Source organism: Phenylobacterium sp., from assembly GCF_046290725.1.
Lineage (GTDB): Bacteria > Pseudomonadota > Alphaproteobacteria > Caulobacterales > Caulobacteraceae > Phenylobacterium.
The window spans coordinates 1151626-1176347 of sequence record NZ_JBKBUH010000002.1 but is presented as its reverse complement, the minus strand read 5'-3'; the positions used below and the strand labels follow the sequence as shown (position 1 = coordinate 1176347).

The 24722-nt window shown below is 70.6% G+C and carries 30 protein-coding genes and 1 tRNA gene; 20 read left to right on the top strand and 11 right to left on the bottom strand.

From position 1 onward, the window contains the following. Positions 1–10: 10 nt before the first annotated feature. Positions 11–541 carry an aminoglycoside phosphotransferase family protein gene (locus tag ACK41C_RS17065; protein WP_409656698.1) on the top strand — a complete coding sequence of 177 codons (531 nt, stop codon included), beginning with the start codon at positions 11–13 and terminating at the stop codon, positions 539–541. A gap of 88 nt (positions 542–629) precedes the next feature. Here ACK41C_RS17065 and ACK41C_RS17060 read toward each other — a convergent pair whose 3' ends face one another. Together ACK41C_RS17060 and msrB are read right to left on the bottom strand one after the other, a co-directional pair. Next, a complete protein-coding gene (locus ACK41C_RS17060; RefSeq protein ID WP_409656646.1) occupies positions 630–1439 on the bottom strand; it encodes a hypothetical protein in 810 nt (269 codons plus the stop codon). Between the two features lie 20 nt (positions 1440–1459). Continuing rightward, a complete protein-coding gene (msrB, locus tag ACK41C_RS17055; RefSeq protein ID WP_409656644.1) occupies positions 1460–1948 on the bottom strand; it encodes a peptide-methionine (R)-S-oxide reductase MsrB in 489 nt (162 codons plus the stop codon). A 54-nt stretch (positions 1949–2002) separates the two neighbouring features. On the opposite strand from msrB, the gene ACK41C_RS17050 reads away from it, so the two are divergent. After that, positions 2003–2323: a heavy metal-binding domain-containing protein gene (locus tag ACK41C_RS17050; protein ID WP_409656642.1), complete on the top strand. Its 321-nt coding sequence runs from the start codon at positions 2003–2005 to the stop codon at positions 2321–2323. Positions 2324–2332: 9 nt separating this feature from the next. Next, complete coding sequence (locus ACK41C_RS17045; RefSeq protein ID WP_409656640.1) at positions 2333–2740, top strand: DUF805 domain-containing protein; 408 nt, start codon at positions 2333–2335, stop codon at positions 2738–2740. Here ACK41C_RS17045 and lipB read toward each other — a convergent pair. Beyond that, a complete protein-coding gene (gene lipB, locus ACK41C_RS17040) occupies positions 2737–3462 on the bottom strand; it encodes a lipoyl(octanoyl) transferase LipB (RefSeq protein ID WP_409656638.1) in 726 nt (241 codons plus the stop codon). The genes ACK41C_RS17045 and lipB overlap by 4 nt on opposite strands. Positions 3463–3508: 46 nt before the next feature. On the opposite strand from lipB, the gene ACK41C_RS17035 reads away from it, so the two are divergent. From ACK41C_RS17035 to ACK41C_RS17015, 5 genes are all read left to right on the top strand, one after another. Continuing rightward, complete coding sequence (locus ACK41C_RS17035) at positions 3509–3790, top strand: FliM/FliN family flagellar motor switch protein (RefSeq protein ID WP_409656636.1); 282 nt, start codon at positions 3509–3511, stop codon at positions 3788–3790. A 48-nt stretch (positions 3791–3838) separates the two neighbouring features. Next, positions 3839–3923: transfer RNA gene (locus ACK41C_RS17030), tRNA-Leu, on the top strand. A gap of 61 nt (positions 3924–3984) precedes the next feature. After that, positions 3985–5415, top strand: coding sequence for a magnesium transporter (gene mgtE / locus ACK41C_RS17025; RefSeq protein WP_409656634.1), 1431 nt, complete (start codon positions 3985–3987; stop codon positions 5413–5415). Positions 5416–5482: 67 nt separating this feature from the next. Then, on the top strand, positions 5483–6697 hold the full coding sequence (locus tag ACK41C_RS17020; RefSeq protein WP_409656632.1) for a lysozyme: 1215 nt from the start codon (positions 5483–5485) through the stop codon (positions 6695–6697). 48 nt (positions 6698–6745) lie between these two features. Then, the gene (locus ACK41C_RS17015) at positions 6746–7177 is read left to right on the top strand and encodes a DUF3574 domain-containing protein (protein ID WP_409656630.1); all 432 of its coding nucleotides are present in this window, start codon (positions 6746–6748) and stop codon (positions 7175–7177) included. A 5-nt stretch (positions 7178–7182) separates the two neighbouring features. On the opposite strand, the gene ACK41C_RS17010 is transcribed toward ACK41C_RS17015, so the two are convergent. From ACK41C_RS17010 to ACK41C_RS16995, 4 genes are all read right to left on the bottom strand, one after another. Further along, entirely contained in the window at positions 7183–7968 is a 786-nt protein-coding gene (locus ACK41C_RS17010) for an SIMPL domain-containing protein (protein ID WP_409656628.1), read from the bottom strand. 68 nt (positions 7969–8036) lie between these two features. Continuing rightward, positions 8037–8837 carry a helix-turn-helix domain-containing protein gene (locus ACK41C_RS17005; RefSeq protein WP_409656626.1) on the bottom strand — a complete coding sequence of 267 codons (801 nt, stop codon included), beginning with the start codon at positions 8835–8837 and terminating at the stop codon, positions 8037–8039. Positions 8838–8995: 158 nt separating this feature from the next. Further along, on the bottom strand, positions 8996–9574 hold the full coding sequence (locus ACK41C_RS17000) for a hypothetical protein (RefSeq protein ID WP_409656624.1): 579 nt from the start codon (positions 9572–9574) through the stop codon (positions 8996–8998). A gap of 96 nt (positions 9575–9670) precedes the next feature. Next, on the bottom strand, positions 9671–11011 hold the full coding sequence (locus ACK41C_RS16995; protein ID WP_409656622.1) for a S8 family serine peptidase: 1341 nt from the start codon (positions 11009–11011) through the stop codon (positions 9671–9673). An 85-nt stretch (positions 11012–11096) separates the two neighbouring features. On the opposite strand from ACK41C_RS16995, the gene ACK41C_RS16990 reads away from it, so the two are divergent. Continuing rightward, positions 11097–11594 carry a sigma-70 family RNA polymerase sigma factor gene (locus ACK41C_RS16990; RefSeq protein ID WP_409656620.1) on the top strand — a complete coding sequence of 166 codons (498 nt, stop codon included), beginning with the start codon at positions 11097–11099 and terminating at the stop codon, positions 11592–11594. Then, entirely contained in the window at positions 11591–12274 is a 684-nt protein-coding gene (locus tag ACK41C_RS16985) for an anti-sigma factor family protein (RefSeq protein ID WP_409656618.1), read from the top strand. Before ACK41C_RS16990 ends, ACK41C_RS16985 begins: the two co-directional genes overlap by 4 nt. 289 nt (positions 12275–12563) lie before the next feature. On the opposite strand, the gene ACK41C_RS16980 is transcribed toward ACK41C_RS16985, so the two are convergent. After that, positions 12564–14324: a patatin-like phospholipase family protein gene (locus ACK41C_RS16980; RefSeq protein WP_409656616.1), complete on the bottom strand. Its 1761-nt coding sequence runs from the start codon at positions 14322–14324 to the stop codon at positions 12564–12566. Between the two features lie 111 nt (positions 14325–14435). Between ACK41C_RS16980 and ACK41C_RS16975 the strand changes: the two genes are divergently transcribed. Together ACK41C_RS16975 and ACK41C_RS16970 are read left to right on the top strand one after the other, a co-directional pair. Beyond that, positions 14436–15272, top strand: coding sequence for an enoyl-CoA hydratase-related protein (locus tag ACK41C_RS16975; RefSeq protein ID WP_409656614.1), 837 nt, complete (start codon positions 14436–14438; stop codon positions 15270–15272). Between the two features lie 10 nt (positions 15273–15282). Then, on the top strand, positions 15283–15684 hold the full coding sequence (locus ACK41C_RS16970; RefSeq protein ID WP_409656612.1) for a DUF1489 family protein: 402 nt from the start codon (positions 15283–15285) through the stop codon (positions 15682–15684). 3 nt (positions 15685–15687) lie between these two features. On the opposite strand, the gene panC is transcribed toward ACK41C_RS16970, so the two are convergent. Continuing rightward, positions 15688–16542 (bottom strand): pantoate--beta-alanine ligase, encoded by an 855-nt coding sequence (gene panC / locus ACK41C_RS16965; protein ID WP_409656610.1) that lies wholly within the window; start codon positions 16540–16542, stop codon positions 15688–15690. A 157-nt stretch (positions 16543–16699) separates the two neighbouring features. Here panC and ACK41C_RS16960 point away from each other — a divergent pair, with 157 nt between their 5' ends. Further along, the gene (locus ACK41C_RS16960) at positions 16700–17524 is read left to right on the top strand and encodes a division plane positioning ATPase MipZ (RefSeq protein WP_409656608.1); all 825 of its coding nucleotides are present in this window, start codon (positions 16700–16702) and stop codon (positions 17522–17524) included. Between the two features lie 4 nt (positions 17525–17528). Continuing rightward, positions 17529–17966, top strand: a complete 438-nt coding sequence (locus ACK41C_RS16955) for a J domain-containing protein (protein ID WP_409656606.1) — start codon at positions 17529–17531, stop codon at positions 17964–17966. A gap of 4 nt (positions 17967–17970) precedes the next feature. Here the strand turns inward: ACK41C_RS16955 and ACK41C_RS16950 are convergent, their stop codons facing one another. Next, positions 17971–19224: a D-alanyl-D-alanine carboxypeptidase gene (locus ACK41C_RS16950; protein WP_409656604.1), complete on the bottom strand. Its 1254-nt coding sequence runs from the start codon at positions 19222–19224 to the stop codon at positions 17971–17973. Between the two features lie 290 nt (positions 19225–19514). Between ACK41C_RS16950 and ACK41C_RS16945 the strand changes: the two genes are divergently transcribed. The 4 genes from ACK41C_RS16945 (at position 19515) to ACK41C_RS16930 (ending at position 22428) form a co-directional block, all read left to right on the top strand. Continuing rightward, positions 19515–19949, top strand: a complete 435-nt coding sequence (locus ACK41C_RS16945) for a phasin family protein (protein WP_409656602.1) — start codon at positions 19515–19517, stop codon at positions 19947–19949. A 108-nt stretch (positions 19950–20057) separates the two neighbouring features. Further along, positions 20058–20519, top strand: coding sequence for a RidA family protein (locus tag ACK41C_RS16940; RefSeq protein ID WP_409656600.1), 462 nt, complete (start codon positions 20058–20060; stop codon positions 20517–20519). Next, positions 20516–21262 (top strand): glycerophosphodiester phosphodiesterase, encoded by a 747-nt coding sequence (locus ACK41C_RS16935; protein WP_409656598.1) that lies wholly within the window; start codon positions 20516–20518, stop codon positions 21260–21262. Before ACK41C_RS16940 ends, ACK41C_RS16935 begins: the two co-directional genes overlap by 4 nt. Further along, a complete protein-coding gene (locus ACK41C_RS16930) occupies positions 21259–22428 on the top strand; it encodes a GNAT family N-acetyltransferase (RefSeq protein ID WP_409656596.1) in 1170 nt (389 codons plus the stop codon). The genes ACK41C_RS16935 and ACK41C_RS16930 overlap by 4 nt, the downstream gene beginning before the upstream one ends. 3 nt (positions 22429–22431) lie before the next feature. On the opposite strand, the gene ACK41C_RS16925 is transcribed toward ACK41C_RS16930, so the two are convergent. Beyond that, positions 22432–23010: a DUF4287 domain-containing protein gene (locus tag ACK41C_RS16925; RefSeq protein WP_409656595.1), complete on the bottom strand. Its 579-nt coding sequence runs from the start codon at positions 23008–23010 to the stop codon at positions 22432–22434. Positions 23011–23058: 48 nt separating this feature from the next. Here ACK41C_RS16925 and ACK41C_RS16920 point away from each other — a divergent pair, with 48 nt between their 5' ends. Both ACK41C_RS16920 and ACK41C_RS16915 read left to right on the top strand, forming a co-directional pair. Continuing rightward, complete coding sequence (locus ACK41C_RS16920) at positions 23059–23496, top strand: HIT family protein (RefSeq protein ID WP_409656593.1); 438 nt, start codon at positions 23059–23061, stop codon at positions 23494–23496. Positions 23497–23562: 66 nt separating this feature from the next. Next, positions 23563–24486, top strand: coding sequence for a phytanoyl-CoA dioxygenase family protein (locus ACK41C_RS16915; RefSeq protein WP_409656591.1), 924 nt, complete (start codon positions 23563–23565; stop codon positions 24484–24486). Positions 24487–24722: the final 236 nt, after the last annotated feature.

The window sequence follows — 24722 nt, the reverse complement described above, 5'->3', positions numbered from 1 at the left end:
GGGTGTCGGCGTGCGGCGCGCGTTGCGCATCTTGTGCGCCCCTCCTCTCTCCCCTCCCCCCCCCCCCCCGACATCCCCCCCCCCCCCCCCCCCCCCCCCCCCCCCCCCCCCCCCCCCCCCCCCCCCCCCCCCCCCCCCGGCCCAGGGCGGCGTCTTCCGGACCGCCTGGGCCGTCGTAGGCGAGCTGCTGGACGCGCCGCGCGACATGGTCGTCCTGCATGGCGACGTCCACCACGGGAACATCCTCGACTTCGGAGCCGACGGCTGGCTCGCCATCGACCCGCAAGGCGTGGTCGGCGAGCGCGGTTACGACTACGCCAATCTCTTCAAGAACCCGGACCGCGCGACCGCCACGGCGCCGGGCAGGCTCGCGCGCCAAGTCGCCGTGGTCGCCGAGGCGGCGCAACTGGAGCCGCGGCGGCTTCTGCAATGGATCCTGGCCCACGCTGCGCTTTCGGCCTGCTGGTCCATTGAGGACGGCCACGATCCGAGCTTCGCCATCGAAGTCGCCGAAATCGCCAAGGCCGAACTCGGCCTCTGAGGCGGCTGTCGGGGCCTCCAGATCGTCCCCCTCTTGGGAGAGGTGGATCGACGTGCGCAGGACGGCGAGACGGAGGGGCCGCTCGCCGTCAGAGGGGCGAAGCGGCTGGGGCGAGGTCTGGCCGTAGGGCGACCGGTTGGCCGTTTCGGAATTGCCGGCAGCGCGCGTCGTTGGCCGCGGCGGTTCCGAACACCTCCACGCAGGCCGGTACGTCGGAGGCGGCGATCCGGCCCTGCGCCTGCAGCCAGGTGCACTGGGCGACCGAGCCGATCAGGTAGCTCGCCACCGGCGTGCCAGGATGGCGGCGGTTCGGGATCTTCGCCTGCCGCGCGGTGGTGTCGGTGAAGGCGTGGGTGAACCAGATCGGGGTCGTCGAGATGGTGTGGGCGTATTCATGGGCGGCGACATTGATCGCACACGACCGCTCGACCACGTCGCTCGAGCGATACAGCTCCAGGAACCCGCGGCCGATCGCCATGCCGGCGTAGCGGCCGGATTCGCCCATCTCGCCGGCGCTGGCGTGCACCCAGCCGCCGGGATCCTGTCGGCCGCCCACGAGCTGGACTTCGACCCGGCCGTACCGGGCTCCGGGCTTCTTCAGGGCGACGATCTCGGCGACCTCGGAAGGGGCGAGGGACTGCCGCTGCGGATTGGCGTAGACGACGGGGTGGCGCCGGTCGAGCGCGGCGAGGTTCCGTTCGAAGGCCTCGGAGCGCAGCACGGCGTGCGTCTCGGAAAGCAGGCTTTCGAGCGCGGCCTGCTCGACCCCGGAATCGGTTCCGCCCACCGAGCGGAAGGCGGTCCCGGCCGCGGCCTCGTCCTCCGCAAGATTGCCGTAGGCGATCCAGGCGACCATGGCGAGGCTGGCCGCCACCGCCCAGACGCCGCTTTTCCACATCGAGGTCACGGCTTCCTGAGTCAGGCGGGTTTCAGATGGGCGTCGTCGCCGCGGCCCAACGGATCGCGCAGGGGCTGGCCGTGGGGCACGAATTCCAGGGACACAGAATTGATGCAGTAGCGCAGGCGGGTCGGCGGCGGGCCGTCGGGGAAGACGTGGCCCTGGTGGCTGCCGCACCGTGCGCAAAGCGTTTCGATGCGGATCATGCCGTAGCTGGTGTCGCGGATCCCCTTCACGTGGCTCTCGTCGTAGGGGGCGTAGAAGGAGGGCCAGCCGGTGCCGCTCTCGAACTTGGTCTGGGCGCGGAAGAGCGGCAGGCCGCAGAGGCGGCAGCAGTAGACGCCGGGCTCCTTGTTCTCCAGAAGCCCGCCGCAGAACGGCGCCTCGGTGCCGTGACGCAGCAGGACGTCGGCCTCCTCCTGAGAAAGGTCGGCCTCCAGGCGTTGGCGTTCGTCGGGGGAGGGCGGGGCGAGGTCGAAGCCCGAAGGCGAGGCGGCTGGCGTGCTCATGCGGAGCAATCTAAGTTCCTACTCAAACAATCGGAAGTGCGCCAGGGAAGCCGCATGATCACCTCCACCACGCCCCATGTCGCCGAACGCGAGATCGCCCGGACCATCGGCGTGGTCAGCGGCGAGGCGATCATCGGGGCCCACATCTTCCGTGACCTCTTCGCGGGCATCACCAACATCATCGGCGGCCGCGCCGGCGGCTATGAGAAGGCCCTGCGCGAGGCCCGCGACATCGCCTTGCGCGAGATGTGCGACGAGGCCCGCGGGATGGGCGCCGACGCCGTCGTCGGCGTCGATCTCGACTACGAGGCCCTCGGCGCCGAGAACGGCATGCTGATGGTCACGGCGTCGGGCACCGCCGTGCGGCTGCGCTGAGCCTCGGCCATGGGCGGCGGGACCGATTGGGGCGTCTTGTTCTTCTCGGCCGACGGGCGGATCGGCCGGGCCTCGTTCCTGATCGCCTCGGCCGTGCTGGTCGGGCTGCTGGTGGTCTACGAGTCGGTGGCGGGCCACCCGACCCTGCACTGGATCACCGGCTGGTTCGTCTATCCGCCGCTGGTCTATTGCGGAGCCTGCGTGCTGTCCAAGCGGCTGCACGATCGCGGGCGCTCGGGCTGGTGGGCGGCGGTGATCCTGGCGGCGCTGTTCGCCGTCTGGCCCTGGCCGGTGGGGTTCCTCGACTTCCTGTTCGGCCTGGTTCTGATCTGGGCCGTGGTGGAGCTGGCGGTGATGGGCGGGGAACCGGGCGCCAACCGCTATGGCCCCAATCCGCTGAGGGCGGCGACGATCTAGCCGACCGGAGCCTCCGCCGCCTCTATGGGGCCGAAAACCTTCGCGAAGCTCGCCTTCAAGGCGGCGTCCGCCTCGTCCATGGTGACCGGCAGCCCCAGGTCGACCAGGCTGGTCACCCCATGCTCGGTCTGACCGCAGGGGACGATGCCGGAAAAGTGCGAGAGGTCCGGCTCCACGTTCAGCGATATCCCGTGGAAGGACACCCAGCGGCGCAACTTGACCCCGATGGCGGCGATCTTGTCCTCCCGCGGCGGGGCGCCGGGCGTGCGCCGCTCGACCCAGACGCCGACCCGGCCCTCGCGCACCTGGCCCTCCACGTTGAAGCGGTCGAGGGCGCCGATCACCCAGGCCTCCAGGGCGGCGACAAAAGCGCGCACGTCGCGTCCGCGCCGGGTCAGGTCGAGCATCACATAGGCCACCCGCTGGCCGGGGCCGTGATAGGTGAACTGGCCGCCGCGGCCGGTGCGGAAGACGGGGAAGAGGTCCGGCGCCAGCAGGTCGCCGGGCTTGGCCGAGACCCCGGCGGTGTAGAGCGGCGGGTGCTCCAGCAGCCAGACGAGTTCGCCCGCGCGACCCTCGGCGATGGCCGCGGCCCGCGCCTCCATGGCCGCCACGGCCGTTTCGTAATCCACGAGGCCTGTGGAGGTCGCCCAGCCCACGGGCTCTGCATCGGCGCGGAGGAGGCGGCGCGTCGCGGCGGGGTTTAACGAGCGGTCAAGCATGTCAGCTGCAATGTGGGGCCGGTGGGGGCGCGAACAAAGCCCCGGTGTGCGTTCGGTTTCCGGAAGGCTTCAGGTCTTGAGTCAAGTCAACGAAGTCAATGTCGAGATCTCGGTCCTGCTGGGCCGCTCCAGCCTTCCCATGCAGCAGCTGCTGCGCATGGGCCGGGGGGCGGTGATTCCCCTGGACGCCAGCGTGAACGAGGAGGTCTGGATCCTCGCCAACAACCATCCAGTGGCCCGCGGCGAGATCCAGATCAACGAAGACCGCATCTCCATCGCCGTCACCCGCGCCGCCGACGTGTACGACTTCATGGCCGGCGGACAGTAGCTCTTCACAAACCTGCGGGGGTTTGCTACCTGCCGCGCCTCACCACGAGCGGTCGTGGCGGAATTGGTAGACGCGCAGCGTTGAGGTCGCTGTGGGGCAACCCGTGGAAGTTCGAGTCTTCTCGACCGCACCAGTGAATCAGGGTCTTCAACCGGTCTGAGAGCGCAAATCCGTCGAGGCGAGGGGAGGTCCGCATGAGCCGCGAAACGGCCGACCTGACCGAAGCCTCCCGCGAAGCGCCCGAAGACGAAGAAGAAGACCTCGAAGACTTCGCCCTTGGCGAAGACTACGCCCTCAATCCCGAATTCGTCACGATGGTGATCGACGCGGCCGACCGCGGCGACGCCGAGCGGCTGCGCGAGCTCCTGGGCGCCCTGCACCCGGCCGACGTGGCCGACCTGATGGGCTTCCTGACCGCCGACTACCGCGAGGCGGTGCTGGCCCACCTGGCGCCCGAGGCCCTGGCCGAGATCCTCTCCGAGCTCGACACAGAGATCCGCGAGGAGGTGCTGGAGACGGTCGCCCCGGCGACGCTCGCCAAGGCGCTCGAGGAGCTCGATTCGGACGACGCGGCCGACGTCGTCGACGATCTGGAGGAAGACAAGAAGGCCCAGGTCCTGGCAGCCATGCCCGAGACCGATCGCGCGGCCATCGAGACCTCGCTGGCCTATGAGGACGAGACCGCCGGCCGCCTGATGCAGCGGGAGGTGGTGGCCGCGCCGCAGTTCTGGACCGTAGGCCAGGCCATCGACCACTTCCGGCGCGAGGCCGACGACCTGCCGGAACTGTTCTTCGACGTCTATGTGGTCGACCCCAGCTACAAGCCGGTGGGGGCTGCGCCCGTCAGCCATCTGCTGCGCCTGCCGCGGAGCACGCCGCTGGCCCAGATCATGGAACCGGTCACCGAAATCCCCGTGGGCATGGACCAGGAGGAGGTGGCCTACATCTTCGACAAGTACCACCTGATCTCGGCGCCGGTGGTGGAGCCGGGCGGGCGGCTGGTGGGTCAGATCACCGTCGACGACATCGTGGGCGTCATCCACGAGGAGAGCGAAGAGGACATCCTGGCTCTCGCCGGCGTCTCCGACGCCGGGCGCAACGCCAGCGTCGGCGACATGGTGCGCTCGCGCCTCCCCTGGCTGATGATCAACACCCTGACCGCGGCTGCGGCGGCCAGCGTGATCGGCGCCTTCGAGGGCGAGATCGCCAAGCTGGTGACGCTTGCCGTGCTGATGCCCATCGTCGCCTCCCTGGGAGGCAATGCCGGCACCCAATCCTTGGCGGTCGCCGTGCGCGCCCTGGCCAGCAAGGAGCTCTCCGAGGTCAACACCTACCGCACCGTCTATCGCGAGATGGCTGTGGGCCTGGCCAACGGTGTGGCCCTGGCGGTGGTCACGGGGTCGGTCATCTGGCTGATCTTCCGCGACGGCCTGCTCAGCCTCACCTTCGGCCTGGCGCTGATCATCAACCTGTTCGTCGCCTCGCTGGTGGGCGTGCTGGCGCCGCTGGTCCTGGAGCGGTTCGGCCGGGACCCGGCGGTTTCGTCCTCGGTCTTCGTCACCTTCGCCACCGACTTCACGGGCTTCTTCGCCTTCCTTGGCCTCGCCGCCCTGATCCTGCTCTAGCCGGCCCTCATCTTGCCCGCAGAGGTCGAGCGTTCGCGTTCGTGTCTCAACTTGGGTCAGCCCGGCTATGAAACCGCGTCATCAGGTCTCCCGCGCTGCGATCGAGCTGATCAAGCGCTTCGAGGGTTATCGCTCGAAGGCCGCCCGCCTTGCCGACGGCCGGTGGACGATCGGCTATGGCCACACCCAGACCGCCCGTGAGGGGGCCGAAGTCTCGGAAAAGGACGCCGAGGCGCTCCTGATGTACGACCTGATCGCCGTGGCCCGGACGGTCAACGAACAGGTCTTCACGCCGCTTACCCAGAACCAGTTCGACGCGCTCTGCGCCTTCGCCTTCAATATCGGCCTCGACAACTTCCGCCGCTCGGCCGTCCTGCGCCGGATCAATCAGGGCGCGCTGCTGCAAGCGGCCTGCGCCATGGAGCTGTGGCGCAAGGCCGAGTTCGAAGGCGAACCCATGGTCATCGACGCCCTCGTCCGCCGCCGCGCGGCCGAGAAGGCGCTGTTCCTGACGCCGCCCGGCGGCTTCGTGCCAGTCCCGACCCCGGTGCTGCCCCCCGGCGTGGACCTCGATTCGGACGGCCGGATCCCGCGGGAGCCGCCCGCCAAGGTGGTCGCGCCCCTCGACGGGGCCTTCGCCGCCGCCCATTGGGAAAGCTCCTCCCAGCCGGAGTTCCGCGAGGTGGAGGAAACGGAGGGGCCCGCCCAGGCGGCCGCGGCGGCGCTTGGCGCACGCTTCGCCGCCCTGTTCCCGGAGCCCGAGGAGGCGGCTGCGCCGCCGGAGGCGCCTGAGATTCCCGCCAACGATCCGGAGCCGACCGACGCCGAACGGCCGCCGGAGCCTGAACCGGAACCCGAGCCGCCGCCCGCGGAACCCCCCGTGGAGCCCGAGCCGGAGCCGCGGCAGGAGCCCCCGGCGCCGGAGACCGAAGAGCCGCCGCTCACCTTCACCCAGGGCGCCGAGCCGGCGATGGAGCCGGAGCCGGACTTCCCGCCCGCGCTGCATGTGGCGCCCCCGGCCGCGGACTTCGACGCCAGCGAGGCGCCGGCCGAGCCGGAACGCCGCAGCTATCTGCCGCTCGTGGGGCTTTCGACCTTCGGCGCGATCGTCTTCGTGATCGGCGTGGTCTGGGCGGTCAGCGCCCTCGGCGGGCCGAACGAAGGCCTGGTGTTCGGCTGGCTGGTGTCGCTGGTCGGGCTCGTGGTGCTCGGCCGGGCGGCCTATCTGTTCCTCGAACGCCTGGGCCAGGTCGGCGACATCGACGACGAAGACCGCGACTGAGGCCTGAGAAGGTTCTAGCCCGCGCCTGGGCGTGCTAAGGCGGGCGGCATGGGACGGATCGGGACGGGTCTGGGGCTTCTGGCCGGAGCGGCGCTCAGCCTGAGCGCGTGCGCCAGCGCGCCGCCGCCCGCCCCGGCGCCCGTCTGTCCGGCGGGGCAGGAACCGATGCGCACCGCCCAACTCTTTTTCGGCCGCAACATCGGCGATCGCCCCGCGGTGAGCCAGGAAGACTTCCAGCGCTTCCTGGACGAGGTCGTCACGCCGCGCTTCCCCACCGGCCTGACGGTGCTGGAAGGCGGCGGACAGTGGAAGGGTGCGGAGAACGTTCTGATCCGCGAAGCCTCGAAGATCGTCGTGCTGGTCATCCCGAAGGGGGAAGGCCGGATGCGCAAGGTCGAGGAGATCCGCAAGGCCTACAAGGACCGGTTCGGTCAGGAATCGGTGCTGCTGGTCACCCAGGAAGCCTGCGTCGCCTTCTGACCGGCTCAGCGCGGCGCGAGTTCGAACTGGACCGTCAGGTTGACGCCCAGCGCCACTTCGCCGGGCTGGACCGGCGAGGGCGGCGGCGGAGGCGCGCCCGCTCCGAAGCGCTGAGCGGTGACCATCACCTCCTGCACGACGGGGTAGTAGCCGCCTTGTTCGCTGATCGCGACGATGCGGTTGACCCGCAGGCCCGCCGCCCCCGCATAGAGCTCCGCGCGCTCCCGCGCCCTCCGCATCGCCTGGGTGCGCGCCTCGTCCAAGGCGGCGTCATGGTCCTCCACGGAGAAGTTCGGACCGTCCACCTGGTTCGCCCCGGCTCCGACCAGGGTGTCGATGATGCGCCCCAGCCCATCGAGCCGCCGCACGCGCACCTGCACGGTGTTGCGGGCTTCGTAGCCGACGATCCGCGGCCCTTCCGGTTCCGGGCGCGGCAGGTCGGGATCGCGGCGCGGCGTCGGGTCACGCTCCGGATAGTGGTACTGCGGCTGGACGTTGAGGCTGGAGGTCTGGATGTCCCGGTCGGGAACGCCGGCCCGCTTCAGGGCGGCGATCACCGCATCCATGCGCCGGGCGTTTGCGGTCAGGGCCTCGGCGGCCGTCTTGGCCTGCGTCACCACGCCGGCCGAGAAGTGCGCCACGTCGGGGGCGCGGCGGCTGCGCCCTTCGGCGGTGACGTTGAGGAGGGTGGCGCCCGGCGCGATCTGCAGGGCGGGCGCCGGCGCGGGCTGGGCATGAGCCGCGGGTGCGGCGATCAGAAGGCCGGCGAGGGCGACGGCGGGCAGTTTCAAGGCGGGCTCTCCGAACTGGTTCTGCAGCCACAACGCAGAGCTTCGAATGCGGCTGCGCCAGGGCGCCTTCAGGGCGCCGTCGCGGCGAGCGCTGTCATCGCCCGGGCGGTGGCCTCGTCGGCAGGAAAAAAGGTCTCCAGGGTCAGTTCCTGAAGGGTCACATCCACCGGCGTGCCGAACACCGTCGTCGTCGTGAAGAACGAAAGCTCCCCCTGCGGCGTCCGCAGCCGAAAGGGAACCGCGACGCCGCCATACTCGTCGCGGCCGCCGGGGGGCTCGCCCTCGGCGATCGGATAGGCCCTGATCTCGGTCAGAAGTTCGACCAGCCGCGGATCGGCGGTCAGCTCCACCTCCCGGCGCAGGCGCTCGACGATATGGGTCCGCCATTCGTTGAAATTGGCCACGCGCGGTCCCAGCCCGCGGGGATGCAGGGCCAGGCGCAGCACATTGACCGGCGGCTGCAGGAGGTCGGGATCGGCGCCGGCCATCAGCGGCGCGACCATGCGGTTGGCGCTGACCAGGTTCCAGGCCCGGTCCACGGCGAGCGCTGGATGCGGTTCGTGGCCCTTCAGGATGATCTCCACCGCCCGGCGGGCGGCGGCGAGGGCCGGGTCGTCCAGCCCCCGCTGCGGGAAGACCGGTGCGAACCCGGCGGCGACCAGGATCACATTGCGCTCCCGCAAGGGAATCTCGAGCTGGTCGGCCAGCCGCAGCACCATCTCCCGGCTCGGTTGCGCGCGGCCGGTTTCCAGGAAGGAGAGGTGGCGGGTCGAGATCTCGGCCTCCAGCGCCAGGTCCATCTGGCTCAGGCGGCGGCGCTGGCGCCATTCGCGGATGTGGTGGCCGACGGCGGCGGATGTCGTGTTCATGCCGCTTAGGTAACCTGCCGGTCGCGCCGGCTCCATGACCTGCGAGGTAACGGCCCATGCGAAAGGCCGCCGGAGCGATCCGGCGGCCTTCCTCACCGACGGCGGCGGCGCGCCCTCTCGGGCCTCTCCGTTCGCCGCGCCGCGATGTCAGTATGGCCCTAGCGGGGCTGGGAGGCGGCGCCTTGCGCGGAGCCTTCGGCGGCGACGTTGGCCCGCGCGCCGCTGCGGGAAGCCGAGCCCGAAGCCTGCCCGCCGCCGCTCGCCGAGGCTTCGGCGGCCCCGCCGCCCTGAGCCGCGCCCGAGGCGTCGCCGGCGGCGTCGAAGCCGACGCCGTTGGAGGAGGCGTCGAGGGCCGCGTCGGCGGCGCCTTGCGCCGCGCCTTCCAGGGCCGTGGCCTGGTCGAGGGCGCCTTCGACGCCGCGCCGCGCCTTGCGGGCCTGGCCGCGCGCTTCAGCCCCCGCCTCGCCGGCCCGATCCCGCAGCCGGGTCGTCCGGTCGGTCAGTCCGCCGCGGGCTTCGTCGAGGCGCGAGCCGACGCGGCCGGTGTCGGCGCCGAGCGCGCCGGAGCCCGTGAGCGATCCGGCCGCCGAGCCGGTCAGGCCGCCGAGGCCGCCGGTCACGCCGCCGAGCGCCGAGCCCGAGCCTCCCAGAGTCCCGCCCAGCAGCTGCGCGTGAGCCGCGCCGCCGAAGAGGAGGGCGGCGCCTGCGGCGATGGCGATGGTGGTCTTGGTGCGCATTGTGGTCTCCTGCGGTTCATCGAGGCCGCAGCCGGCCTCTCGCAGGGTCCAACGACCGCGCGCTTCGGATTCATCCCGGCGGATGGAAAAAAGAAATCAGCGTCCGGTCAGCAGGCCGCGGGCCGCGGCCGCCCGGGGCGTCACGACGAGGTCGGCGCCCACGAGGCCGCGGCCATACACGGGGTCGGGCCCACGGGCGCCGAGATCCTGGGCCTCCCGGCTGAGCGCCTCCACCGCCTGGGCGGCCTGCGCAGGGTCGGGCGCGGCCAGCCGGAGTGCGAGTCGCCCCGCGACGATGGGCGCGGCGAAGGACGTGCCTCGCAACGCCACGAAGCCGCCCGCCCCCGCGGGCGCGGCCAGGTCGGCACCCGGCGCGGCGAAATCGACCCGCGGCGGGCGCCCGGCCTCCGGCAACCGCCGCCGGCGGCCGTCCACCGCGGTGACGGCGATCACGCCTGGATAGGCTGCTGGATAGAGGGGTGAGGCGGCCGGCCCGTCGTTGCCGACCGGCGCCACCAGCAGATGGCCCCGGGCCCTCAGGGCGCGGACGGCGGCTTCCAGGGTGCGGTTCGGTGGTCCCACCAGGCTGATGTTCACCACCGGGGCGTGGACTTCGGCCATCCAGGCCAGGGCTTGGGCGAGGCTCGCGGCCGAACCGCCGGCAGGCGTCGAGCCATAGACGTCGGCGGCGTAGAGGGCGGCGCCCGGGACCGCGCCGCGAAAGGGCGGCTGAGCGCCGGCCAACAGGCTTGCGACGGCCAACCCGTGCCCGTGGGGCGTCACGCCGCCGGGCGCGAAGCCGCGCTGCGCTATGTGGGCGGCGGCGAGCGCCGGATGGCGCGGGTCAAAGCCGGAGTCGATCATTCCGATCCGCGCAGCCTGCGTTGCTCCTCGCGAGGAAGAGGGGGCGCGGGCGCCGCCGGCGCCTGCCTCCGAATAGATGTGGTTGAGGTCGTAATCGCCCCCGGGGTCCAGCTTGCGGGCCTGGTCCAGCGCCGCCGGTCCGGCCAAGTCGGGCGGGGCCGTCAGGACCACCAGGTCGAGGCCGAGCGGCTCGAGCGCGGCTCTACGCTTGACGCCGAACCCCGCCGCCTCGAGCCGCGCCAAGGATTCCCGCGTGGGGGAGATGGCCAGCACCTCGCCGCGGACCACAGGAGCGCCTGCGCGATCCCGCTCGATGAGATCCGGGTGATCCCGAACGAGCGCATCCAGGCGGAGCTGGCGCGCCGTCGTCAGCGCCCGGCGGGTGAGGCCACGGCCGGTTTCCAGCACGGGCGCCGGATCGGGCGTGCGCACCGCCACCGGGGGCAGGGCGGGGGTCGGGAGCCTGCCAGGCAGAACGCCGCCGATCTGCGCGCCCGCGGGGCCGGCCAGGGCCAGCGCCATGCCGAGGGCGAGGCTTAGGCGGCGGGCTCCGATCTTGGGGCGAGGGGGCATGCGGCGATCCACGGCGAGGTTTATCAAGTGCGCTATGGATGAAACGCGCCCGGCGGAGCGTTTCATCCTTCGACAGAGGCTGCTCTTGAACGCATTCCAGCGCCAGATGGTCGAGCTCCTGCCGAGGCTTCGGCGGTTTGCGCGGGTGCTCGCCCGCGACCCGGCCGACGCCGACGACCTGGTGCAGCTGACGGTGGAACGCGCCCTGGCTCGGCAGGGCCAATGGATCGAGGGCACCCGCCTGGACAGCTGGATGTTTCGCATCATGAAGAACGCCTGGATCGACGAAACCCGCGCCCGCCGCCGGCGGGATGGCGTGTTTGCACCTGCCGAGGCGGGGGAGCGGGTGGGCGACGAGGGCGCCGCCGCGGCCGAGCGCCGGCTGGAGGTCGCCGAGGTCGAACGCGCCCTGATCCGCCTGCCGGAGGACCAGCGCATGGCGGTGGCCCTGGTGCTGATCGAGGGCCTGTCCTACGCCGAGGCCGCCCAGGTGATGGAGACGCCGATGGGCACGCTGACCAGCCGGCTGGTGCGCGGCCGCCAGGCCCTGCTGGCGCAATTGCAGGGGGAGGCGCGGCCATGACCGACGAAGCCACGATCCTGGCCTATGTGGATGGCGAGTTGGACGCGGCGCAGGCCGAGGCTTTCGAAACCGCGATGGCCGCCGATCCCGATCTCGCCGAGCGGGTGGCGCGCCACGCCGAACTGCGCCAGGCCGTCGGCGGCGCCTTCGCCGAGGTGCTGAAGGAGCCGGTTCCCGAACGGCTGGCCGAGGCGGCGACGGCGGCCGTGGTGGTTCGCCCGCACTTCGGCCGACTGGGCGCCTGGGGCCCACCACAGTGGGCGGCGATGGCCGCTTGCCTCGTCGCGGGGGTGTTCGTGGGGCGCCTGCTGATCGAGCCTTCGCCGTTCGCGAGCCGTGGGGGGGAACTGCTGGCCCAGGGGGCCCTGGCCGGGGCGCTGGAAAGCCAGCTCGCCGCCGAGCCCGGCCCAATTCGCATCGGCCTGTCCTTCCGCGACCGCCAAGGCGCCTATTGCCGGACCTTCGCCATCGAAAAGGACGCGCTCGCCGGTTTGGCCTGCAAGGACGGCGGCGGCTGGGCGGTGCGCATCGCCGCCGCTTACCAGGCCCAATCCGGCGAATACCGCATGGCCGCTTCCGCGGCCCCGCCTGCGGTGCTGGCGGCGGTGGACGATGCGATCGCCGGCGAGCCGCTGGACGGCGAGGCCGAGGCCGCCGCCCGCGCGACCGGTTGGCGTTGAGGCCAGAAATGCGAAAGGCCGGCCCGTTGTCGGGACCGGCCTTTCCATAGTCGGACCGCAGCGCGGTGCCGAACCTTTGCCGAAACAGAGGCTTAGGCGCGGACCTCGTTAGCGGAGGTCCAGGTCCGGGTGTCCGCATTGCGGATGAAACTATGAGACACTGGATCACCTCCTTTCAGCTGTTTGAACAGGAATTCGAATATGGGCCGGCTAGCCCTGAGTCGCAAATGCCGGCCGCCGGCCTGGGCGATTTCGCCGCGGATGTGTGGTTTTCCGGCGCCTGAACCGTTCAGGCGGCCGACTCGTGCCGGCTCTCCCGGCGGCGGAGCTCGGCGACGGGCCGCTCCAGCCGGTCCAGCGCTTCCAGCGTCGCCTTGTAGCCGGCGGCGACGGCCGGTTCGAACGCCGACCAGTCGCGGATTTCGACGCCGGCCACATCGGGCGTGATCAGGACGTCGGTGGCTTCCCGCGCCGCCGCGAGGTCGCGGCTGGTGGAGACGGTGGCCGCCCGCATCAGCAAGGAGACGATGGGCGGGCCCTTGCGCCACTGGCCCGAGGCGATCCAGCGCCAGACCGATTCCGGACGGGCCACGTCGGTGGCGGTGATCGAGCGCCCGCGGCTGACGTCGACGCCCACCACCGGCCCCAGGTGCGCGGTGCGCATCACGTCGGCGGGGAAGTTCTTGATGACCGCGCCGTCCACGAGCACGTTGTCGTCGGCCGTGGTGGCCGGCGGCAGCACGCCGGGCAGGGCGATGGTGGCGCGCAGGGCGTCGCGCAGGCGCCCGCTCCTGTGCAGGTGATAGGCGCCGGTGGTCAGGTTCGAGGACAGACAGAAATAGGGCAGCCACAGGTCGGCGATCTGCACGTCGTCGAAATGCTGGGCCAGCCGCTCCTTGACCTTGTCGCCCCGGGTCATGGCCAGCAGCGGAAAGGCGATGTCGTCGAGCGGGCTGGTGTCGACGAAAGCGGCGCGGATGCGCGTCTCCATCTCCGCCTGGCCCCAGCCCATGGCCAGGCCCGCGCCGACGATCGCCCCCATGGAGACCCCGCCGATAAAGTCGATCGGCACGCCGCGCTCCTGCAGGGCGCGGATCGCGCCCACATGGGCGTAGGCGCGCGCACCGCCGCCGGAGAGCACCAGGCCCACCGACTGGCCGGCCAGAACCCGCGCGATGCGCCGCACGTCCTCCCCATGGTCGCGCCGCAGGTGGAACAGGCGTGCGGGCCGCGCCGCCTGCATCCAGGCCTCCGAGCCAGCGGGGCGGACGGTATCGCGCTTCTGAACGAGGATCAGGTCCACGAGGTTCTGCGACTGCAGCGGATCGGCGGCGTAACCCAGCCCGCCGCGGGGCGGGGCCGCATCGCCGCGCCCGATCAGGAAAAGCCGGTCGACCTGGCGCCCCACGACAGGTCGCCAGCCGAGATCGTCGGACTCCGCGGCGTAGAGCACGAAGTCGTAGTCCCGCTCGACTTCCGAGAACCACTCGGTGGGGGCCGATTGGGCCTCGGCGCCGATCACCGTCACCGAATAGCCGAGCTTGCCGATCTCGCGTCCGATGCGCTCGACCATCGGGCGGACGGCCAGCGGCGGGCCGACGGCCACGAAGCCGAAGACCGAGGGCTCGCCGATGGAGGCCTTGGTCGCCGCCTGCCGGGTGCGCCGGATCATCAGGCGGGCGAGCTCGGTCATCACCGTGGCGTCGGCCTCGCAGGCGTCGAAGAAGGCGTCGCGGGGCAGGGCGAAGATTTCGGAGTCCCGCAGTGCGACCACCTCGGCCGAATGCGGCGCGCCAGCGATCAGCGACATCTCCCCGGCCGGTTCGCCGGGCCGGATGACGCCCAGGAACTGGGGTTCGGAGCCTTCCTCGTGGCGGAAGGCGCCCAGCCGCCCGGCGCGGACGAAATAGAGGTGGTCGGCGGGTTCGCCGGCCTTGTAGAGGGTCGCTCCGCCCGGCAGCGAGAACCAGGCCGCCTCGCCCTGGGCGCGCTCGGTCTCGAACAGTCGCGCGAGCGCGGAGTTCGTGGGAATGTCCGGGAGGCTGGCCACAAGGGCGGAGCCTAGCGCGCGCCGCGCCGGGCGGCTATGGCTTCGCCGTCGCCTTCCGCATCGACCCCAAGGCCGGTTCGGCGTTTCATTGGCGTCAGAGGAGCGCTGCGCATGACCAACCCCATCGCCGACCCCTTCGTCGAGATCCCCGATACCGACGCCACCTCCGATTTGGTTCGGATCGACGCCACGCCGGCCGGTGTGGTGACCGTCACGCTCAATCGACCCGAACGGAAGAACGCCTTCGACGCCCGGCTCATCGCCGCCATGCACGAGGCCTTCACCACCCTGGACGAGCAGGAAGCGGTGCGGGTGGTGTTCCTGCGCGGGGCGGGCGGCATGTTCAGCGCCGGCGCCGACCTCGACTGGATGCGCGAAGCCGCCGATCGGACCGAGCGGGACAACCGCGACGACGCCTTCGAGATGGCCAGGATGCTGAAGAGCCTCGCGGACATTCCGGCGTTGACCGTGGCCCTGGTCGAGGGCGGGGCGTTCGGCGGCGGGGCGGGCGTGGCCGCGGCCTGCGACCTGGCCATCGCCACGGCGGACGCGAAATTCAGCTTCTCGGAAGTGCGCCTCGGCCTCATCCCCGCGACCATCAGTCCCTATGTGATCGACGCCATCGGCCCGCGTCGGGCGCGGGGCCTCTTCGCCACGGGACGGGTGTTCGACGCCGCCTTCGCCGAGAAGATCGGCCTGATCACCGAGGTGGTGGCTGACGCCCAGGCGCTCTCCGAAGCCGCGGAGCGCATCGCCGAGGAGATGATGGCCTGCGCGCCGGGCGCCGTGGCCGCCGCCAAGCAGCTGGTGGCCGACGTCGCCTATCGCCCGCTGGACGAGGTGATGGAGGAGACCTCCCGCCGCATCGCCCGCGCGCGGGTGGAGGCGGAGGGGCAGGAGGGCGTGCGCGCCTTCCTGGAGCGCCGCAAGCCGAGCTGGGCGCAGTAATAGGGTCTCCATGCCCCTGCACATGATCAAGCTGGTGGTGGGCCTCGACACCGTCGAGGAGCTGCTGGCCTGGCATGAAAGCCGTGGCGGCCCGTGGATCATGCGCACGCGCCAGACACCCAAGCGGGCCGCGGAGTTGTTGGAAGGGGGCTCTCTCTACCGCGTTTTCAAGGGGGTGATCCTCTGCCGCCAGCCGATCCTGGCGGTCGACACGGTGGGCGAGGGCGTAAACGCCCGCTGCGAGGTGACCCTGGAGCCGCAGGTGGTGCGCGTGGCGCCGACCCCCAGGCGCGCCTTCCAGGGCTGGCGTTATCTGCGGACCGAGGACGCGCCGCCCGACCTCGGCGAGGCTTCCGACGAGGAGATGCCGAGCGATCTCGCCCGTCGCCTGCGCGAAGCCGGAGCCTGGTGAAGCTCAGACCGCCATGTTGTCGATGAGGCGCGTGCGACCGATGATCGCCGCGGCCAGCACGCGGGCGGGCGCCTGGAGCGGGCCGGGATCGAGGCGCTCCAGGGTCTCGGCGTGGCGCACCTCGAAATAGTCGGTCTTCTGGAAGCCGGCGCGCTCCAAGGCCGCGCGGCCGGTCGCCTCCACCCGCTCCACCGAGACGCCCTCGCGCAGGCGGTCCACGGCGTCGGCGAGGGCGCGGTTCAGCCGGCCGGCGATCTCGCGCTCAGGCGGCGTCAGATAGGCGTTGCGGGAGGAGAGGGCCAGGCCGTCCTCGGCCCGCGCGGTGGGCGCGCCGAGAACCTCCACCGGAATGTCCAGATCGCGAACCAGGCGCTTGATCACCTGGAGCTGCTGGTAGTCCTTCTCGCCGAACACTGCGAGATCCGGCCCACACTGCAGCAGCAGCTTGGTCACCACCGTGGCCACGCCCGCGAAATGGCCGGGGCGGGCGATCCCGTCCAGGTGCTCGGTGACGCCGGAGACGGTGACTGTGGTGGAGAAGCCGTTGGCGTACATCTCCGCAACGCCAGGGGCATAGAGGAGGTCGCAGCCCGCTCCCGCCAGCAGCGCCGCGTCGCGCTGTTCGTCGCGGGGATAGGCGTCGAAATCCTCGTTGGGGCCGAACTGGGTCGGATTGACGAAGACGCTGGCCACCACCCGTTCCGCCCGAGTTCGCGCGAGCGTGACCAGCGACAGGTGCCCCTCGTGCAGCGCGCCCATGGTCGGAACCATGGCCACCCGTTCGCCGGCGCGCTTCCACCCGGCCACGGCGACGCGCAGTTCGGCCACGGTGCGGGCGACGGGGAGGGGCGGCGGCATCGGCGACTCCGGTCTTGGGCGTGGCGCTTATGGCGCGGGCCGGGCGCGGCGTCCATTCCATCCACAGGACGCGACGTCACGCGCGTTGACGGCGACTCGGCGTAAGGGTCCTGTTAACCCAATGAATCGGCGCCAGCCGCCGTTGGAGTGTGATTCGATGTCCCAACCGAAGGTGATCGTCGTCGGCAACGAGAAGGGCGGAGCCGGCAAGTCCACCATCGCCATCCACGTGGCCGCCAGCCTTCTGCACGCGGGCGCCCGCGTGGGCGTGCTCGATCTCGACCTGCGCCAGCAGTCGGTCGGCCACTTCTTCGCCAACCGCCAGGCTTGGCTCGCCGCCAACAAGGCCGAAGCGCCCATGCCGGTGCTGCATCCCTTGAGCGCCGACCTGGCCGCCGCGCCGGACGCCGAGGCGCTGGCCCGGTTCGAGGCCGCCTTCGAGGACGTCTCGGCCCAGGCTGACTTCGTGCTGATCGACACCCCCGGCGGCGACACCGCCGTCAGCCGGGCGGCGCACGGCTTGGCCGACCTGATCGTCACCCCCATGAACGACAGCTTCGTCGACTTCGACATGCTGGGCGTCGTCGATCCGGTCACCTTGGACCTGAAACGGCCCAGCCTCTATTCCGAAACCGTGTGGAACAGCCGCAAGGCCCGCGCGGCGGCCTCGGGTCGCTCCATCGACTGGGTGGTGCTGCGCAATCGCCTGGCGCCCACCGAAGCCCGCAACCGCAAGCGGCTGGACCAGCGGGTGCAGGCGCTCTCCCGCCGGGTCGGGTTCCGCGTGGGGCCTGGCTTGCGCGACCGGGTGATCTATCGCGAGCTCTTCCCCTTCGGCCTGACCATCGCCGACCTGTCGCCGACCATCCGCCCCGTGGCCATGGGCCTGCAGCACGTGGCCGCGCGCCAGGAGTTGCGGGCGCTGATGACGTCGCTCGGCCTGGAGACGGTCCCGCGCGGCGCGCTGATGGCGGCCGAATAGGCCGGTGCTCTATCTCGGGCTCGGCTGCGCGGCCTTGGTCGCGATCCTCTGGCTGAGCCGGGGCGGGGTGATCCTGAAGCGGCGCGAATGGCGGCTGCTGTCCGGCGCCCTGGCGCTCGCCGCCTTCACCGGCGCGGCGTTCTCGGCGCTGAAGGGCGGCTGGCCGTGGGCCATAGCCATGGTGGTGCTGGGGCTGTGGCTGGCCGTCTCCACCCGCCGCGCCGGCCTTGGACCCGCCAGCGGCGGGTCTTCCGCGCGGCGATCCGAAAAGCTCAGTGAAGCCGAGGCTCGCTCGATCCTGGGTGTCGGCCCTGATGCGACGCCCGACGAGATCCAGGCCGCCTATTCGCGCCTGATGCGCATGGCCCATCCCGACAAGGGCGGCACCAGCGGGCTCGCCGCCCAGCTCAACGCCGCCCGGGACCGGCTGCTGAAGGGGTAGGGGCTTAGCCCGGCCGGACCACCATGCAGTCCAGGCGCTTGGCCTTCATGGCGCTGCAGGCCTGCTTGGCGGAGGCTTCGGTGAAGCCGGTGAAACGGGCGCGATAGGTTCCGCCCTGCTTGTCCGGCGGCAGGCGCTTGGCGCCGGCGAAGTGGGCGCCGAACCGCTTGGTGACGAAGCCGAGCTGCTCCGTAGCGTCCGCCTTGGACTTGAAGGCGCCCACCTGGACGATCCAGTTTCCGCTCCGGGCGGCGCCCTGGGCCGGCGGCCGCGCCGCCGCGGGAGCTGGAGCGGACGTCAGTTGAACGTCGCTGTCGCCCTGCTGGTAGGAGGGGCGCGAGATGGCGTTCATCGGCTCGGGCTCGAAGATGGTCTGGGCCACGGTGATCAACTCGCCGCGGCTGCGCCGGTTCATCACGTCAAAGCCGGTGAGGAGCAGCTGCTCGGCGTTCTGGTTGCGGGCCGCCGTCGAGGGCGCGCCCAGCACCACCGTGATCAGGCGCCGATTGTCGCGCACCGCCGAGACCGCGATGTTGTAGCCCGAAGCGTTGGTGTAGCCGGTCTTGATGCCGTCCACGCCGGGCACGGAGTTCAGCATCCCGTTGTGGTTCCGCATGGACGTCCCGCGGAAGGTGAAGTTCCGAGTGCTGAACAGGTCGTAATACTGCGGATAGTCTCGCATCACCGCGCGCGACAGGATGGCGAGGTCGCGCGCTGTAGAGATCTGGCGGCTATCTGGCAGGCCCGAGGCGTTCACGAAGCGGGTCTGGGTCATGCCCAGTTCGCGCGCGCGCAGGGTCATCATCGCGGCGAAACGGCTTTCGGTGCCGCCCAGGGTTTCCGCCAGCGCCACGGCGATGTCGTTGGCCGACTTGGTGGCGAGCGACAGCATGGCCTGTTCGACCGTGAGGCTCTCGCCCGCCTTCAGGCCGAGCTTGGTCGGCGCCTGGGCCGCGGCCCGCGGGGATACGACGACGGGGTCGTCCAGCTTGATGCGCCCCGCGGCCAGGGCCTCGAAGGCCAGGTAGAGCGTCATCACCTTGGTGATCGAGGCGGGATATCGCGGGCTGTCTGCGCGTTTGGCGTACAGGACTTCTCCGCTGGTCGCATCGACCACGATCGCCGCGTACTTCGGTTCGCTGGCGGAGAGCTCGGTATACGGAATTTGAGCCTGGGCGCTGGTGGCGGCGGCCGGGGCGATAGCCGTGACCGCTCCGAGAGCGAGGGAAGCGAACAGGCGGCGGGCGCGCTCGAGCATCGGGTTCGTCCGTCGAATCAAAGGTTTGTGGAGGGCGAAACTGCGCCCTTGCGAGACCCTAGCATGCCTCCAATCGCGTTGCGTGAGGGTAAACAGGTGTTGAATGGCGCCGTTTTGTCGCGGGAGGGGCGATCAAATCTCGCGTGATGGGTTTTTGTGCGCTGCACAAAAATCCGCTTGACTGCTGCACTGCAACATGAGAAAACCGCCGCGAGTTCAAGGGCAATGTGCCCGACATTGTTTGCAATGCAGTGACAGCCGCTCCAAGCCCCCGCCCAAGGAGTTACCCCATGGCCGCCGCCGAAACCGTCAAGACCACCGTCGAGCAATTCACCGCCGCCGGCAATGTCGCCTTCAAGGACGCCGTCGAGAAGTCCCTGGCGAACCTCAACGAGGTCAACACCCACTCCAAGAAGAACCTGGAAGCCGTCATCGCTTCGGTGACCGCCGCCACCAAGGGCGCCGAAGCCCTGGGCGCCGAGGCCATGGCCTTCTCCAAGGCATCGGTCGAAGCCAACATGAACGCTGCCAAGTCGCTCGCTGGCGCCAAGTCGGTGCAGGAAGTGGTCGAACTGCAAACCGCCTTCGCCAAGTCGGCCCTGGAGACCTACATGGCTCAGGTCGGCAAGATGTCGGAGATCGTCTCCGCCTCGATGAAGGACAGCATGAAGCCGCTGAACGAGCGCGTGACGGCCGCGGTCGAGCGTTTCCAAGCCGCTCGCTAAGCCAAGCTCCAGTCGCCTCCGCCTACGGGTGGGGGTTCCTCCCAGGAAAGGCCCGCGCAGCTTGCGCGGGCCTTTTCTCTTTCCCACGCCGGCGCTAGACCTGCGGCCATGTCCGCCGTCGAAGACCGTCTGCTCGCCCTCGGGATCACGCTTCCCAAGCCCAATCCGCCCGTCGCCAACTATGTGCCCTTCGTACGAAGCGGCGCGCTGGTGCACATCTCCGGTCAGGTGTCGGTGGACGCCGCCGGCGGCGTCCGCGGCGTCGTCGGCGAGGACGTCGACCTGGAGACCGCCAAAGGCGCGGCCCGGCTGTGCGGGATCAACCTGCTGTCGCAGATGAAGGCCGCCTGCGACGGCGACCTCGATCGCGTGGCGCGGGTGGTGAAGCTGGGGGGCTTCGTCCAGGCGGGCGCTGATTTCTTCGACATCCCGCAGGTGGTCAACGGCTGTTCGGACCTGATGGTCGAGGCCTTCGGCGACGCCGGCCGCCACGCCCGCTCCGCCGTCGGCGTCTATCGCCTGCCGCTGAACTTCGCCGTTGAGGTCGATGCGGTGGTGGAGGTCCGGTGAGGGCCCGGTTCGGCGAGGCCTGGGATCTTCTTTTCCACCCGCCGGTGGCGCATCGCGGCCTGTGGTCACCCGACGGCCCGCCGGAGAACAGCCTGGGCGCGTTCCAGGCCGCGTGCCAGGCCGGCTACGGCATCGAGCTCGACGTCCAGCTCTCCGCCGACGGCGAGGCCATGGTCTTCCATGACGCTGAGCTCAAGCGGATGACCGGCGCGGAGGGGCGGGTGAAGGACCATTCCGCCGCCGATCTGGCCGAACTCCGCCTCGCGGGCTCCGACGAGCGGATTCCGACCCTTCTGGAGACCATGGCCATCGTCGGCCACCGCGCCATGGTGCATGTGGAGCTCAAGACCCCCTACGGCGAGGTCGGGCCGTTGGAGCGGCGCGTCCACGAGGTCCTGATCGACCACGCCGGCCCGGTCTGCGTGATCGGCTTCAATCCCTATTCCCACGCCTGGTTCGCCGAGCGGTTTCCGGGCGTGCTTCGTGGCCTCGACTCCTATGACTACAAGCGTGCGCCGCAACTGGCCGAGGAGGAACGCGCCGCCTTCGCCCGCCTGGAGCACGTGGAGATCGCCCGGCCTCACTTCCTGGCGCTCAGCGTCGACATGCTGCCCAATCCCCGCGCCGCCGAGCTGCGCGAGCAGGGGATGCCCGTGGTCGCCTGGACCGTTCGTTCGCAGGACCAGTGGGACGGCGTGAAGGCGCACTGCGACAACCTGATCTTCGAGGGCTTCCGGGCGTGAACCTCAAGCCGGCGGTCCAGGTCCACCGCCGAATCGCCGAGGTGGGGTGCGAGGCGTGGGACGCCTGCGCGGGCAATCCAGACTACGCCGCCAACCCGTTCGTGGCCTTCGACTTCCTGGACATCGCCGAACAGGCGGGCTGTGCGGTGGAGCGGGCCGGGTGGGGCCCCCAGCACCTGTCGGTGGAGGACGAGGCGGGCCGCGTGGCGGCGGTCATGCCGCTTTACCTGAAGTCCCACAGCCAGGGCGAATACGTCTTCGACCATGCCTGGGCCGACGCCTATGAGCGGGCCGGCGGAACCTATTATCCGAAGCTGATCTCGGCGGCCCCGTTCACACCGGTCACCGGGCCCAGGCTGCTGGTTCGGCCCGACGTGGATCCGGGCCAGGCCCGGGCGATCCTCCTGGGCGGGGCGTTGGCGGTCTGCGAGCGCTACGACGCCTCCTCCCTGCACGTGAACTTTCCGACCGAGGCCGAGTGGTCGTGGATGGGCGAGCAGGGCCTGCTGCTGCGCCAGGGCCAGCAGTACCACTGGCGCAATCCCGGCTATGGAGACTTCGAGGATTTCCTGGGCGCGCTCTCCTCCGGCCGGCGAAAGACGATCCGGCGGGAGCGGCGCGAGGCCCAGGTCGGGGTCGACGAGATCGCCTGCCTCACGGGCGGAGATCTCACCGAAGATCACTGGGACGCCTTCTTCGCCTTCTACATGGACACCGGCTCGCGCAAATGGGGGCGACCGTACCTGAACCGCCGGTTCTTCTCCCTGTTGGGCGAGCGGATGGCCGACCGGGTGCTGCTGGTCATGGCGCGGCGCGGCGGCCGCTGGATCGCCGGCGCCTTGAACCTGATCGGCGGCGACTGCCTCTATGGCCGCAACTGGGGCTGTATCGTGGACGTGCCCTTCCTGCATTTCGAGCTTTGCTACTACCAGGCCATCGAGTGGGCGATCGCCCGCGGGCTGGGGCGGGTGGAGGCGGGCGCGCAGGGTCAGCACAAGATCGCCCGCGGCTATCTGCCGGTTCCGGTGCGTTCCGCCCACTACATCGCCGATCCGCGGCTGCGCGCGCCGGTAGCCGATTTCGTGGAACGCGAACGGGCGGCGGTGGACGGCGAGATGGAGTGGCTGGCGGAGGAGTTTTCGCCGTTCCGTCGCGACGGCGGCTGACGGTCAGGACCGGGCCCAGGCCGCCTTCAGGAGGGCGAAGACCGAGGCGTCCACCTCTGTTGGATCCGCCAGGATCAGCTTCGATTTCAGCCGTTCCGACCAGCTCTCGTTCTTCGGCGGCTGCAGTCGGGGATCGGCCGCCGGCTCCACGGCGAGGCCGAGCGCCACGCGCCTGTCCTTCAGCGGTTTGGCGGCGGCGAATTGGACTTTGCTGGAAAAGGCGGTGAAGCCCTTGCGCTGACCGACCACCAGGCCGGGCAGGGGAGCTACGGCGGCCTCCAGCGCTTCCAGGATCGCCAGGGCCGCAGGGTCGGTCCAGAGTTTCGAGCGCAGCGTGTTCGGCTGGTCCCAGCGATCCTCCGAGGGAAAGGCTTCGGAGAGGACGTAAGAGGCGCGGTTGACGCCCAGGCCATGATGGGTGCGCAGCCAGGCGAGGCGCGCCCTGTGCTTCGTCTCGGGACAGGCGCGGGCGATGGCCACCCATTCGGCGAGGGTCTTGCCGGTGTCGCGCTCCAATCCGGCGTGGACGGAGGCGAACCACTTCTCCTGGCGCTCGGTCAGGTGCGGCCGGACGGTTCCCATGGCTTGCCCCTTCCTGTTACCACCTCGGCTGAAGCAGAGGAGCGGATCATGAGCCTGGACGGGACCTACGACGACGGCAACATCTTCGCGAAGATCCTGCGGGGCGAGGCGCCCTGCGCCAAGGTGTTCGAGGACGGCCACGTCTTCGCCTTCATGGACGTCTTCCCCCAGTCCAAGGGCCACACCCTGGTGATCCCGAAGCACTCTAAAGCGCGCAATCTGCTCGATGTAGAGCCAGAGGCGCTGCAGCCGCTGATCCTGGGCGTGCAGCGGGTGACCCGGGCGGTGCGCGCGGCCCTGACGCCGGACGGGATCGTGGTGACCCAGTTCAATGGCGCGCCGGCCGGCCAGACCATCTTCCACCTGCACTTCCACATCATCCCTCGCTGGGAGGGCGTGCCGGTCGGGCGCCATGCTTCCGGCGGCATGGCCGATCCTGCCGAGCTGAAGGCTCTGGCGGAGCAGATCGCGGCGAAAATCGACTGACCCAAGCCTTGCATAGGGCGCACGCGAGGTCATCTTGTAGGCCTAAGGTCAAGCTTGGAGCGTTCCTTGGGTCTCTTTTCATTGGGCCGGCGCAAGGCGGTCGCGCCGTGGTTCGAGTCCGACGACCTTGAGCCCTATCTGGCCCGTTCGAGGTTCGACCCGGAGACGGAGTCCTTCATCCGCGATTTCGCGCGCGACGGCGTCGTGGCGGTGGACCTGGGAGACGAGGCGCGCCGCCTCTGCGACCAGGCGGTGGCGGAGACCGAGCCTTATTTCGTCGAGGGCGTCAGTCGAGTCCAGGATGCCTGGTACCGCAGCCCGGCGGTGCGCAGGCTCGCCACCTGGCCGAAGATGCGTCGCTTGTTGAAGGCCGCCTACGGCCGCGACCCGTTTCCCTTCCAGACGCTCAACTTCCGGCAGGGCAGCCAGCAGGGCGTCCATTCCGACACCATCCATTTCCACTCCGCGCCCGAGCGGTTCATGTGCGGCGTCTGGATCGCCCTGGAGGATGTGCGCCCCGAAGCCGGGCCGCTGATCTACTATCCGGGCAGCCACAAGCTGCCGGTCATGACCATGCGCGGGGCCGGCGTGAACAATCCCGAGCCCACCTATGACGACTACGTCGCCGCCTATGTGCCGCGCTACGCCGCGGCTATCGAGGCGTCCGGCCTGCCCCGTAGCCAGGCTCTGATCAAGAAGGGGTGGGCTTTCGTCTGGGCGGCCAACCTGGCGCACGGCGGAGCGCCGATCGAGAAGCCGGGCGCCACCCGGCGGAGCCTCGTCGTCCACAACTACTTCGAGAACTGCATCTACTACACGCCGATGCTGTCCGATGTGGAGGCCGGTCGGCTGCACGTGCGCTTACCGCCCAACCTGCGCACCGGACTGCCCCGCTGGCCGCGACGCGGCTGGCGGCCGGTGCGGTTGCCGAAACACCTAGTGATCGAAGCCCTCCGCCGCGACCTCGCGCGCGAGCCCGCCGTGATGTGATCACGAATATCTCCTCTCCCGCTCGCGGGAGAGGACAGGCCGAAGGCCAGGTGAGGGCGAGCGGCGCCAGCCGCGAGGGCGGCGAGGCCGCTGGCGCCGAAAGGCGCCAGTCTCGGATGCTGCAAGTTCTAGCGCCGCTTCGCGCCGCCCGCCTGGCGGCGGCCTCGGCTGCGCCTCGCCCTCACCCGTCCTTCGGACACCCTCTCCCGCACGGCGGGAGAGGGAAGGGGCCACAT